Source organism: Rubritalea sp., assembly GCF_039830215.1.
Taxonomy (GTDB): Bacteria; Verrucomicrobiota; Verrucomicrobiia; order Verrucomicrobiales; family Akkermansiaceae; genus Rubritalea.
Genome location: NZ_JBDOPO010000248.1, coordinates 1 through 11,921, shown reverse-complemented (window position 1 = coordinate 11,921; position 11,921 = coordinate 1). Strand labels below are relative to the sequence as shown.

The window sequence follows — 11,921 nt, the reverse complement described above, 5'->3', positions numbered from 1 at the left end:
CTTGTTTGCTAGGGCTCGTACTAGCGGGCAATGTTTGGCGTGAGTGATCTGCGTGAGCATGTCGGTGAGCTGGATTATGCCGCCGACAGCTGCGCTTACTTTTATCGAGTTCTGAGTGAGTCATGAAGACACGCTAGAGGGTGGGGTGGGACAAATTTGGGGTAATGCCCAAAGAGAATGCATTTTGTTCAGAAAATGCGTGATGGATGCTGGTAACGTGTGGATGAAACTTCCACTGAATACGTCCACTGAGCAGCCAGTGATGTAAGCGACTTGTTATAAAGATGAGCCGAGAAATGAGCCGAGTATGTACAACGCAGGCACAACAGCACCAATCAGGTCATACTCAGCAATAGGAATGCCTAGATATTAGGCCTAAGCAACAACAGCATCACAACAGCAACGTCTTAACAAGTTAGAGTTTAAAGACCGTGGGTGCTCATCTGGGGTGTGAATAATGAGCTAGTACTGTGTGAGGCTACTGGGAATCACCTCGGTGGTGTGCTTGGTGTAGGGGGTGCTTTTTTATTTTTTCGGCATTTGTCTGAGCAATAGATGATCGATTCCCAGAGCCCTCTGGATTGCCATTTTTTGCGGTTGTGGAAAGAAAGCTCACAGACGGGACAGACCTTGACTTGAGATTTTAGTTTTGCGTGATGCGCCATGGTTACTGATGGAGTTTGCGTGATTTTGTGCCCAAACCTATTTGTTTTTGGGCATGTTTCCAGAACGAGCTGAAGCTAGCATATGGACGAGATGTTTCGCTGTAGAGCCAGTTTCGTGGTTGTTGGGTGCCGGGCCAGTGCTGGCAGCTGGGGTATTCTTGGTGGATGAGATTGGACGGGACATGGTCACCGGGGAGGTCTGCAATCTCGCCTGTAAAGATTTCTAGCTCTGGGATTTGCTGTGCCCAATGGAGGATGAATTTGAGGCGGTTTGGGGCCATCGGGTGTCGCTCGAAGTAGGAGGGCTCGAGAACTAGGATGTGGCGGTCCACTTGGCCCTGGAGCCACTGGGGTGCGAGGTTCCAGATCGAGTGAAGTGCAATGCGTTCCTTAGGCTTTATGGGATGGCTTAGGGTAGATGCGGGAAGTGTGAGTGGTGCGATGGAGTCGCGCCAATTGCTGCGCTCTGCCCATGCGCTGGGGGTGGTGAGTTCGGCGAGCTCTGGGTAGCTGATGTCAACCGGAGTGTCGGCCTGGACGGATTTGCTGTATCGATTGATATTTTCTTGGTTGGCGATGTACTTGCGGTGGCTGAAGGTGCCAGCGATCCATTGCCATGAAAGTGAGTTGCTTGCGAGGTCGCCATCGAGGAGGTGGTAGTGCATCCACGCTGCTGCTTCCTGCCATTGGGTTTGGCAGATATTGCTGATGAGTGATGCCACCCACATGCGGGCGTGGTTGTGCATGGTGCCATGATCGATTAGAGATCTGATTGATTGGTCGATGGCTGTGATGCCTGTGCTGGCATTGAGAAAGGCGCTGGGGATTTGCTGGCTGATGACATTTTCTTGCTGGCGTTTGATGTCACTGTGGATGGCGTCTCCCTGGGCTAGCCATGTGCGATGAAAAAATTCTCTCCAGCCGAGTTCTGCCAGAAATTTATAGCTGGTTTGAGCGCCGTGCTTGGCAATGACGGCATGGCCCAGCTGTGCGGTGTCGAGGACGCCGTGGGTGAGAAAGGGGCTGAGCCAAGTGACTTGACCATCCAGAAAGTTGCGTGTGGATGCGTATTTCTTTGGATCGATGGTGCGGATGCGGTCGAGAAGTTCAGCGTGACCACAGTAGAGAGAAGGAACCATACATTAGTATGTGTGCATGGCTCCAAATTGCAAGGCGTGAGAGGTGCAATTAAGCTGCGATCAAGACCGTCGGTATCGATGCCATCTATTGCGTATATGCTGCGGGTGCCCAAGGTATGCTGGATGCGCTCCCCCTATTGAAGTTGGTGGTGAGGAGTCATTGGCGTCTTAGTGGATGAGGCTTGCGTATTGTTTCATCTGGATCAGAGCGTAGCGTCCGTCGGCGCATTTGATGAAGGGTAAGGTGTAGCCTTCGCCGGCTTGGTGGCCAGCGTAGTAGCCGTAGGTCAGGTCGAGCGTGTCGTAGGCTTCTAGTGCTGGGTCCGTGTCCTTGTCGATATAGAGGTAGTATCCGGCTGGGGGATCTCCCGGGCCATTGGCAAAGAATCCGTAGAGCCCCTCGAGTCCTTTAGGCTTGTTTGCTAAGGCTCGCGCCAGCGTGCAATGTTTGGCGTGAGTGATCTGCGTGAGCATGTCGGTGAGCTGGATCATGCCGCCGACAGCTGCGCTTACTTTATCGAGTTCTGAGCGAGTCATGAAGACTGCTATAGAGTGGAGTGGGGCATGTGTGGGGCTATACTCACAAGACTATTTTATCAGACGTGGTAGCAGAGATTTCTGGTTAGTATAGCGGTATGAAGCTAAATGTCGAATGGATCTGATTGTGTTGGCGGCGGATTCATTTTCCTCAATGTCATTGATTAGCTCATATCGTCGTGAGGGGCGTTTCCGACTGTGAGCGCAGCCTTTTTTAGGCTTTCTTCTCGCCGCTGGGACTTAGCGTGTTCGTTACGGAGGCGGTGCAGCTCATCAGCTAGTTCGGCGATCGAAGCCTCTGGCGCAGCTCCACTCCCGCTCTCGTCTATGGGTCCTGCGTCCGTTGCGCAGCTCCAGAGCTTCTTTTTTTCAACGATAGATGAGGGCTGGGCAAATGTCGAACTCCTGGCAGATATGCGTGCTGCTCTTTGAGCTTTCGGTAGAGTATTGGTGAACTTTATGTTTGAACTCCTCGCTGTGTCGTCTGCGTTTACCTTTCATGGTTTGTCCTTGGTTCATGTTTATGCATTAGGAGTCCCCAGGCCTAGGATTTTGGGGAGGCTCAGTGTGACCAACTATCTCCACGTTGTAGATAGCAGTTAGTTGTTCCAGTACGTTCATGCGTTTGCATGTTAGTTCTAGAGGGTTATAAAGGGTTTGAGCTTTTCTAGTGTCTTTGGGCCAATGCCGCGTACTTTAGTGATGTCCGTAATTTGCTTAAATGGGCGGCCTTCGATAATCGCGTTTGCTGTGGTTTCACCAATACCTGAGAGCTGCATGAGCTCGTCTCTTGAAGATGTATTGATGCTGATGCTTTGGGTGATGACCTTGTTAGAATCTAAGGCCATTGAAACTAGCCGGTCTTCCTCTCGTTGACTCTCTCTAGCCGAGATGAAGTCGTCCCAATCTGTGTGAGCCCATATGCCTCGTTCCTTTTTGGCAGCGAGCATCTCTAAATCTTTGAGCGAAGCTTCGTAAGTCTTCGCGTCGCGGTTGTCCCATGTCCGTCTGTACACTCCGTAGGCTCTGGCTAATCCCTTCTCAACTAAAACACTGGCGAGGTCTCGTCCGTCATTGAGTGTGATAAATGCATAGTAGCGTTTGTATCTACGGTCACCTCGAGCGTCAGCAAGGGCTGTGTAGACGGTGAAAGGCTTTGCTAAGAGTTGTTTTCTTAGTTTGGTAGCGTCGTCACCGAGTTGCTTCGATAGTTGGATAGAAGCTTGCGATGAACCGTTAGCTTTAGTAATGCCAAAGTATCTCCTCTGAGCTCTTAAGCGACGAGCATCAGTGGTGTTAGTGATAGTAGACTCCAAGGCGTCGGCCCCATAGAGACGGACTGTAAACTTTTTATGATTAGGAGTAACTATAGGGAAACTATCTCCATCTGACCAGTTGGCGTCCACTAGTTTACAGCCTTCGATGGTTTGCAGGTTAGCCGCTTCTATTTGAGTCGAAACTCCAATAAGAAAAACGACAGCAATAAGTGTAAAGTATGACTGGATGGCAGAGTGTGTGCTAACCTTAATAAAACGGTTAGGATTTTGGAGAAGCATTGGTGAGTAATAGGAGAGCAGGCAGCTGATAGTAAGGGGCATGACGGTACTCATTTAGGTGGATAGTATCAAGGTGAAAGTCACTGGGTGCTAGTTGCTGTGTTATAGGTCTTTTTGAGAGTGTTAGTTAAGTGTCTATTTTAGCTTTTGTTCGAATGGTGGGTGGCAGGAAGTTCCCTGCTAGCCCTGATAGGCATCCATGGAATTGTGAGATTGAAGAAATTGGCATTTGGGGAAATAGTTAGCTCTTGAAAATGGTTTGAAGCCTCTCGGCACATTGTTGTAGGACTTGTGCTGAAAGGCTTGTTCTCCAGTGGGAAAGTCAGTTAGATTCCTGCTCTACGATATCGGAGAGATTTGCATCTGCGTCTTTGATGAGTTCTTGATCAGTCCAGACCTGACTGAATCTGGCTCTAGATGCTTTGATTTTGCGGGAGATGCTTTGGGTGCTGGTTTGCATGCCATTTTTGCTGAAAAAAACTCGAGCTGCGCTGCTCTTATCAATGCCGTATTGGGCTGCTGTGTCTATGGCGTCTTCGTTGGCGGCGAGGTAGAGGAACTGCCAGTTGTGTTGCTCGGTCTGGTGTTTGATCATCTGGCGGATGCGGGCGGCGGAGTAATCGGTCGATGTGTTCTCATAGCCATCGGTGTAGATGGCGATGGTTACGGATGCTGGTCGTTCGTTTTCAGGGGTGCTGGATAGCTCTGCCTCGATCGTTTCGATGGTGCGTCCTATGGCATCTAGCAGGGAGGTGGTGCCACGCGGGATGTAGCTCTGGGTATCGAGTCTTCTGACTTCGGTAAGCGGAGCGCGGTTGGCGTGTAGGGTGTATTCGTCGTCGAATAGCACGAGGCTTAGGAGCGCTTCACCGGGAGTATCAAGTTGGTCATCGAGGAAGGAGTTGAATCCTGTGATTGCAGCTTCGGTGAGTGGCAGCATGGAGCTGGAGCGATCGAGAATAAAGGCGATTTCAGTGAGTTCTGTATTCATGGGTATTCTTGCTAGTTGGGGATTAAGCATGGTCGACACGACCATGAGCTGTAATCTACATGCAAGAATATGAAGGATGGTATGGGACATTTGGGGGGGGACGCAGCCCTTTTGAGTCTATTTATTCAGGTCAACGAAGCAGTGTTAGTCTAGCTGGTGGTTAGTTCGTTTCTGCAGTGTGGTGCTGGCCAGTTGCTTGGGTCTCTTGCAGTAGCCAAGGAGTTCCTCCTCGTTGAGTAAGACCACTTCACCTCGTACCTTACGGTCTACCATCCATCGAGGGAGGGTGAGTAGAGGCTTGACTTGGGCGTGTTCACCAACGGCGCTACTGAGTTGTTTACTAAGTCATTCAGAATTACGTTTGGCTTGTTTCAAGCCGTAGTGGTCGGATCCAAATGGGAAGTGTAGCATTTTGCTGTCCTATTTTACTCGGTAACCGTCTTGGCCATCTTTGTTCTTTTGTTTGAGTTTCCTGCGGGCTTTGGTTTCTAAGAGAAAGATGCCTTCGGCTGTGACTACTATGTGGTCAATGTCCCATGGTTCGCTACCGTGATCCTTGACCTGATAGTCGTGGTAGACCTGCACGGTCCCATGGGAGAGGGTGTTGAGGCTTGCTCCAATCTATTGCTCTCCCATGAGGCCTAGCTTGTAGTCAGCGTAGGTGGGCATGCGTCGGCAGAGCAGGATGATAGCAACAATAACCGAGCCTGTAGCGCACTACTGGACGGAAGCTGTGAGCCGAAGTACAATGAAGTGGAGGAAGCCAGCGATGACACCTGATGCGACTAGGATCATGACATAGCCTGATTGTTTTTTCCTCAAGTTCATTGACACGGAGCTGGAGGCTCCAACCTGGAGGACGAGGGGATCGATTTGATAGGGAGCAACTCTATTGTCTCTAGATTCTGGATTGGAGCCAGAGAATACCCCAGTAAATAGTGGCTGGCCCTAGGGTGATTGACAGCAAACTAAGCATTCGATCGACCATGTGGGGTAAATATGATGCTAGATTTGATTGAGCAAGACCCTTTGGGAAATGAGATGGCTGTTCGATCAAGTGAAAATCTTCCGTTTGGAGTGAACACTGCAACTCTTGTTGTTGAGACTGCTAAAATAATATCCCAAAAACCTCTAACTAATCAGAGCTGTATCCATTGTGGTAATGACTAGTTTGAGCTGATAGCTATTATACAATAGGTCTAGTGCGGCGCGCTTTTCTATTTTTGCTTTAGGAAAAGCGACCCAATTGTACCTAGACCTGGCCGATGAGGTGCGTGATAATTAGGTAGTAGCACGTAGCTGAGAGTTGGCCAACTGTCACCATAAGATCAAGCTCATATAACTCTCCCAGTTCTAGCGGTGCCGTATGGTCTCCTATATTCGCTAACTTCTGTTACTTAGTATTGTTCATGCCACCTTTGAAACCGCCTCGGAGTTCGTAGCCGACCATACGGTTGAGGGTCTTCAATACACCGGTGCCACTGTAAAGGCTCAATGGCAGATGGAGTAAGGCCAAGCTGGCGCTTTATCCCAGATGGTTTTGTGAGTTAATGGTTTTAGGTGTGTTAGTTAAACCACATTAGTATCATTCCGAGATATCGGTTACACTCTTGCTAGCCCAGTGTGTGTTGCTGCTATACCTGAGCAGTCCAGGTACTACTCGTCGGTATAGGAGGACTCACACTTATGCGTTGACTCCGGAGTGTCTGCAGTTGTTCATTTAAAAAATGAATCTAAGAATGAGGGGGCGGATGAAAATCCGAGCCCACAGGTATTTACAAATCACTGAAATGCTCCCAGCCACCTTCGAGCTGAGTGGGGGAGTGGGATATATCCTTGATGCAACCAATGCGCGTGAGTGGAGGGAAGTCAGTTGGCCAGTCAGACTCTAGTTGGCCAACTAATTCAGGTGAGAGGGTAAAAAGGAGTTCGTAGTCTTCACCATCGCTAAGAGCTTGTGTAATGGTACAATTGTCTGAACAAGGAATGGCCGAGCGGTCGACTGCGTAACTGACTCCACTGGTATTAGCCATACGAGGAAGATCTTTGGCCAAGCCGTCGGATAGGTCCATCATGGCATTTGGTTTAAAGTTTTTAACTAACCATTGGGCTGGTTGAATCCTAGGAGTGAAGTCTAGGTGCTTCCCGGATAGTGATCCACCTAGTCGTCCTGTGACAAAAATGGCATCGCCAACTTTACCTGTACAACGCAATACAAGTCTACTGGGATGGACGTGGCCAGTACCAGCGACAGATATAACGTTGGCTGATCCGTTAGGTGATGAAGATGTTTCTCCGCCAACAATAGAGAGTCGGAAGGTTTCGGCGCATTTCTGCATGCCAATATAGAGTGCATCTAACCATTCGACTGCTGTGTCAGGTGTGAGTACTAGGGTGACCACAAATGCGTGCGGTGTGCCTCCCATAGAAGCGATGTCACTCACCACGCGTGCGATAGCTTTCCAGCCGACGCGTTCAGCATTTTCGTCTGGGTTATAGTGAACGCCTTCGACAACACAATCAGTCTTGAGCAATTGGAGGTCACCGCTAGGGAGTGTGACAACAGCACAATCATCACCCGGCCCGACTAGTACATCGTCTCGCTGTACGAGGCGGTCAGTGATACGGTTGATGAGCGGGTCTTCAGAGCTGTCGCTGAGCTTCATAGTTGGTCACCCATAGTGAGCATGAAGAATACATTGATCGTATTGAACATCGCATGGCATAGAATACAGGCCCATATACTGCCACTTTTTTCATAAAGAACTGCTAGCAGAATACCAAAGAGAGAGAGGGGGATAACTGCCCAAATTTGACCGTGGATAGCTCCAAAAATAACGCCAGTGAAGATGGCGGCGATCACTGGCTCAGTATAGCGTTTCACTACAGGGTAGAGATAGCCGCGAAAGACAATTTCTTCCGCAATGGGTGCTATGACACAGGCACCAAGAATCATAATTAGACGTTTTTGATTTTCCTGAGTGGCCATCATTTCGTTCACGATTTGCTGTCTTTGTTGCTCGCCAAGTCGTGAACTCAGCCATTCTTCTAGGCCCAGTTGTGACATTGCTATACTTAGAATAAAGAAAAAGATGTAGGCCGCAATCGACCAAGAAATAACTTGCATAGGGTGCTTTGGGTGAAGGCCCAGAGCATCAGGGAGCAGCCCTCGCTTTTGGAATATTGCTAGAACGATGCCCGCCATCAATGAGAGGATGGCAAAATTAGCAATTAGTAGGATAGAAGAAAGGTCGTTGTCACTCGGGTCTTGGTAAGGGGAAATCAAGCTAAGCGAGAAAGGCAAAGACACTAACAGGCAGCCTAGAATATCTGCAGATCCAAGAGCCTCAGTGCTAACATTGCCAATTTTGTGCCATTGTAGGTTTGGTGATGCCTTGCGCAACCAGCCGTGAATTAGGCCAGCTATGAGAGTGCCAATCACGCAGATCAGCGCAATATCCTGTAGAATGGTGTGGCCAAATTCTCCTTGGCTGAGTGCTAGTAGATTCATAGCTTTAGGGAACCTTCGGCAACTACCGACGATGCTGGTCTATGTGTATGGTGAAAAATTGTAAGTGAAGCTTAGATGGTTCAAATGGACGCCCACTGGTAGAAAAGTAAAACTGTGGCTGACTCGACTGAGTTTATTTTTCTGCATCAGTATAGCTAGTCACCGGAGCGACCCTAAACCTCAGCAGTGACAGTGGGAGCTTCGATCCACTTGTCGTGCTCTTTGATGAGGTCGATAAGTCTTTCGACTGCCTCACCTTCTGGGATGTTGAATTTCACAGGTGTCTTGTTGACGTAGAGGTTGATCTTGTTTGGGGCACCGCCGACGTAGCCAAAATCAGCGTCAGCCATTTCTCCTGGTCCATTGACGATACAGCCCATCACAGCGATGCGGACACCCTTGAGGTGGCCAGTTGCTTCGCGGATTTTCTGAGTGGTTTCTTGTAGATTGAAGAGCGTGCGTCCGCAACTAGGGCATGCTACATAGTCAGTCTTAAAAATGCGGGTCCCTGCTGCTTGCAGGATGTTGTAAGAAAGTCGGAGTGACTGGCCAGGTGCTTGCTCTCCCTGTATAATGATGCCGTCACCGATACCATCACAGAGTAATGAACCAATATTTCTAGATGCTGTTAGAAGTGTGTCTTGAAAATCTCTATTGGCATCCGTGGATGGGTGGAAGGTGTCCTTGAGCAGGATAGGGTGGTGGGCGTCTAGTTTGCATGCGAGCAAACGATACGCGTGAATCACAGCCATCGGGTGTCCATCTCGGATCGTTACGAGCTGCGGCTCGGGCTGGGCATTGATCTGTGCTATTGACGCATTGTCTTCTGGGTCAACTTCCACGACTCCGGAGTTCTCGATGATGATTTCTGGTTGGAAATCGCCTAGCTTGTCGAGCTTGTGTGAGAGTGCATCATACTTCTGTTGCGAGGTGAAAACACGAACTGTGTTAGCACCACCAAGTTTGTGTCCATTGATTGAGATTTGTTTGCTGCCACGTCTACTATAGCTAAATGGATCATAACTAATCGTCCCTTGTTGTTGGTTCTCCGGATCGTGGGGGAGGTGGGAGTCGGCAACATTGTCTACCAGTGCCATAGCTACTGGGATTTCTCTGACTGCATCTTCGGTGAGTGAGACTCGGATGGTGTCGCCCACACCATCAGCGAGGAGTGAGCCAATACCAATGGCAGATTTGATGCGGCCATCTTCGCCATCACCAGCTTCGGTCACACCAAGGTGGATCGGGTAGTTCCAGTCTGGCCCTTGAGTATAAAGGCGAGCGACGAGGAGTCGGTACGCTTCTATCATGACCTTCGGGTTGGACGCCTTCATGGAGAAAATGAAATTGTGATAATCGTTTTCGCGGGCAATACGTGCAAACTCGAGGGCGCTCTCGACCATACCGAGCGGAGTGTCTCCGTAGCGATTCATGATGCGGTCAGACAGGGAGCCATGGTTGGTGCCGATGCGCATGGCGCGGTTTTTTTCCTTACAAAGTTTGACGAGTGGGGTGAACTCCTCGCGAATTCGCTCGAGCTCGTCATCGTATTGATCGTCTGAGTACTCGCGGATTTCAAATTTCTTTTTGTCGGCGTAGTTACCTGGGTTGACGCGGATTTTCTCAACCCACTTTGCCGCTTCAAGCGCTGCATCTGGCTTGAAATGGATGTCAGCCACGAATGGCACATTGCACCCAGCTGCGCGTACTTCACGCACGATGTTCTCTAGATTCTTAGCATATTTACTGGTTTGAGCAGTGACTCGGACAAGTTCACAACCCGCATCAGCGAGCCCTAGAATTTCTTTCACACAGTTTTCCGTATCGCGGGTGTCAGAGGTGATCATCGACTGGATGCGAACTGGATTGTTCCCCCCAAATCTAAGATTTCCAACAGTGATTTCGCGGGAGACTCTACGCTGATAGGCGAAGAGGTCTGGGCAGTATTGCAGAGCTGTGTGGGTCGAATCGGTCATGATGAATAGAGCTATAGACTAGTTTGGGCGTGACGTCCAAAGTTTGAGTTAGATTTTTTTGAGGAGGAATTTGGTCGCCCTTACAGGGCTTCTTGATTGTGATGTATTGGCGTCTAGGACATCGCCCTAGGTCTTGGATAAAAATTAAAATACTAGCCCTGACGGGGTGTACTAGTGTTTTACGTGAGATTTCTTAGTTTCAGCGGCTATCTCTACAAGAGTAGGTTTAGGTTTTCACTTATTACTTCTTCACCCCCATAGAATCCCCCATACGGGCGTAAAGTTCTTGGCAATTGACGCTGTGCTCTAGCAGGTCGCTGGCAAGTTGGACTTTGCCGGATTGGAAGATGGTGATGGTGGTGGAGCCGCCGAAGGCAAAGTAGCCCTTTTCGTCACCTTTCGCGATTGCTTGATTGGCCTGGTAAGTCTGGAGAATGGATCCCACGCAAGTCGCTCCAATTTCTAGAATGAGTACTTTGCCAAGGTCTGGAGTATCTAGAACTGTGCAGGTGCGTTTATTTTCCCACATATAGCCAAGGTTTTGGCGCAATGCGATTGGCGATACTGAAAACAATGGTCCATTGATCATGCGTGTTTCTCCAGGGGTGCCGGCGCAGGGGAAATGAAAGCGGTGGTAATCAACCGGACAGAGGCGTGAGAGGACGAGGCTGCCCCCCTTGAAGTGTTGGTAAAGTGTGTCATCACCAATCAGTGCACGGAGATTCCATTTTTGGCCTTTAATGAATGCGCCAGCGATGTCTTCGGCATTTTCAAAACCTAGATGGCGACCATCGGCTGGGAAAACGAGGTCAGTCTCGGCGATTGGTCGGGCGCTGGTTTTGAGCTTACGGTAGAAGAATGCATTAAAGTGGGCATAGCTCTCTGGGGCGTCGAGGAAGTCGTCCACATCCATGTGGTAGTCTTTAATGAATGGCGCGATCTTTTCTTGAGTCTTCGTTTGGTTCATCCGTCGGCCATACCAAGCTGAGAAAAAGGGGCGTTTGACGAAAGCGTGGAGGGCAATTTTACCAAGTGGGTTCGCGTATGCCCACTTAAGAAAGGATTCTCCGTAGATTTTTTCAGTTTCAATGCTATCAGTATATCGATTATAAAATGTAATAGGCTCCACGGCGCGTAGTGTGAGCCAGAGTAGGGGAAATGCAATCAATGAATACCTAAGAATCGTTCCATCTCACGGATTCGATTACCCTTGCATCTTTAAGCGCGCAACGCTATCGCCACAACAGTCATGAACTTACGCAAGTTAGCCCTGGGACTCGTCCCAATGATCGCTCTCACCAGCTGTGATGAGAGTACTAAACCTTTAGAGGTCACCGAGAGCCGCAAACTCACTAGCTACGATGATGAGAGTAATCTTGCTGTAGTGATGCCCAAGGATTGGCGCAGAGTGCCGAGTACAAAATTTCGTGAGTTTAACTGTAAATTCAATAATGATGGAGAGGTGTATATTTCGATAGGCACTGGTGATATTAAGAGTAATGCAGAACGTTGGTACAAGCAATTTGGCGACGAACGACCAGTCGTA

Annotated in this window: 13 protein-coding genes; 1 reads left to right on the top strand and 12 read right to left on the bottom strand. The window is 49.2% G+C overall.

Annotated elements, in window-relative coordinates; translation table 11 throughout:
* Positions 1-488: 488 nt before the first annotated feature.
* The 12 genes from ABGY95_RS08215 to ABGY95_RS08160 all read right to left on the bottom strand — a co-directional run bounded on the left by ABGY95_RS08215 (position 489) and on the right by ABGY95_RS08160 (position 11,504).
* A complete protein-coding gene (locus tag ABGY95_RS08215) occupies positions 489-665 on the bottom strand; it encodes a DUF2256 domain-containing protein (RefSeq protein ID WP_347441200.1) in 177 nt (58 codons plus the stop codon).
* Between the two features lie 2 nt (positions 666-667).
* Positions 668-1,804, bottom strand: coding sequence for an FAD-binding domain-containing protein (locus tag ABGY95_RS08210; protein ID WP_347441199.1), 1,137 nt, complete (start codon positions 1,802-1,804; stop codon positions 668-670).
* Positions 1,805-1,972: 168 nt separating this feature from the next.
* Positions 1,973-2,341: a hypothetical protein gene (locus ABGY95_RS08205; RefSeq protein WP_347441198.1), complete on the bottom strand. Its 369-nt coding sequence runs from the start codon at positions 2,339-2,341 to the stop codon at positions 1,973-1,975.
* Positions 2,342-2,979: 638 nt separating this feature from the next.
* On the bottom strand, positions 2,980-3,939 hold the full coding sequence (locus ABGY95_RS08200) for a helix-hairpin-helix domain-containing protein (RefSeq protein ID WP_347441197.1): 960 nt from the start codon (positions 3,937-3,939) through the stop codon (positions 2,980-2,982).
* Between the two features lie 280 nt (positions 3,940-4,219).
* Positions 4,220-4,888 carry a vWA domain-containing protein gene (locus tag ABGY95_RS08195; RefSeq protein ID WP_347441196.1) on the bottom strand — a complete coding sequence of 223 codons (669 nt, stop codon included), beginning with the start codon at positions 4,886-4,888 and terminating at the stop codon, positions 4,220-4,222.
* Positions 4,889-5,032: 144 nt separating this feature from the next.
* Positions 5,033-5,161 carry a hypothetical protein gene (locus ABGY95_RS08190; protein WP_347441195.1) on the bottom strand — a complete coding sequence of 43 codons (129 nt, stop codon included), beginning with the start codon at positions 5,159-5,161 and terminating at the stop codon, positions 5,033-5,035.
* A 147-nt stretch (positions 5,162-5,308) separates the two neighbouring features.
* The gene (locus tag ABGY95_RS08185) at positions 5,309-5,509 is read right to left on the bottom strand and encodes a nuclease-related domain-containing protein (RefSeq protein WP_347441202.1); all 201 of its coding nucleotides are present in this window, start codon (positions 5,507-5,509) and stop codon (positions 5,309-5,311) included.
* Between the two features lie 772 nt (positions 5,510-6,281).
* Positions 6,282-6,404 (bottom strand): hypothetical protein, encoded by a 123-nt coding sequence (locus ABGY95_RS08180; protein ID WP_347441194.1) that lies wholly within the window; start codon positions 6,402-6,404, stop codon positions 6,282-6,284.
* 259 nt (positions 6,405-6,663) lie between these two features.
* Positions 6,664-7,554: a thiamine-phosphate kinase gene (locus tag ABGY95_RS08175; RefSeq protein ID WP_347441193.1), complete on the bottom strand. Its 891-nt coding sequence runs from the start codon at positions 7,552-7,554 to the stop codon at positions 6,664-6,666.
* Positions 7,551-8,399: a type II CAAX endopeptidase family protein gene (locus ABGY95_RS08170; protein WP_347441192.1), complete on the bottom strand. Its 849-nt coding sequence runs from the start codon at positions 8,397-8,399 to the stop codon at positions 7,551-7,553. The genes ABGY95_RS08175 and ABGY95_RS08170 overlap by 4 nt, the downstream gene beginning before the upstream one ends.
* A gap of 173 nt (positions 8,400-8,572) precedes the next feature.
* Entirely contained in the window at positions 8,573-10,375 is a 1,803-nt protein-coding gene (gene ispG, locus ABGY95_RS08165) for a (E)-4-hydroxy-3-methylbut-2-enyl-diphosphate synthase (RefSeq protein WP_347441191.1), read from the bottom strand.
* Between the two features lie 241 nt (positions 10,376-10,616).
* Complete coding sequence (locus ABGY95_RS08160) at positions 10,617-11,504, bottom strand: phosphatidylserine decarboxylase (protein WP_347441190.1); 888 nt, start codon at positions 11,502-11,504, stop codon at positions 10,617-10,619.
* 120 nt (positions 11,505-11,624) lie between these two features.
* Here ABGY95_RS08160 and ABGY95_RS08155 point away from each other — a divergent pair.
* A partial coding sequence (locus ABGY95_RS08155) for a hypothetical protein (protein WP_347441189.1) occupies positions 11,625-11,921 on the top strand: 297 nt, incomplete at its 3' end.

Excerpts from the sequence above, each read along its gene's own strand:
- ABGY95_RS08215 (WP_347441200.1), bottom strand. The coding sequence starts at position 665 with ATGGCGCATCACGCAAAACTAAAATCTCAAGTCAAGGTCTGTCCCGTC.
- ABGY95_RS08210 (WP_347441199.1), bottom strand. The coding sequence starts at position 1,804 with ATGGTTCCTTCTCTCTACTGTGGTCACGCTGAACTTCTCGACCGCATC.
- ABGY95_RS08205 (WP_347441198.1), bottom strand. The coding sequence starts at position 2,341 with ATGACTCGCTCAGAACTCGATAAAGTAAGCGCAGCTGTCGGCGGCATG.
- ABGY95_RS08200 (WP_347441197.1), bottom strand. The coding sequence starts at position 3,939 with ATGCCCCTTACTATCAGCTGCCTGCTCTCCTATTACTCACCAATGCTT.
- ABGY95_RS08195 (WP_347441196.1), bottom strand. The coding sequence starts at position 4,888 with ATGAATACAGAACTCACTGAAATCGCCTTTATTCTCGATCGCTCCAGC.
- ABGY95_RS08190 (WP_347441195.1), bottom strand. The coding sequence starts at position 5,161 with ATGGTAGACCGTAAGGTACGAGGTGAAGTGGTCTTACTCAACGAGGAG.
- ABGY95_RS08175 (WP_347441193.1), bottom strand. The coding sequence starts at position 7,554 with ATGAAGCTCAGCGACAGCTCTGAAGACCCGCTCATCAACCGTATCACT.
- ABGY95_RS08170 (WP_347441192.1), bottom strand. The coding sequence starts at position 8,399 with ATGAATCTACTAGCACTCAGCCAAGGAGAATTTGGCCACACCATTCTA.
- ispG (WP_347441191.1), bottom strand. The coding sequence starts at position 10,375 with ATGACCGATTCGACCCACACAGCTCTGCAATACTGCCCAGACCTCTTC.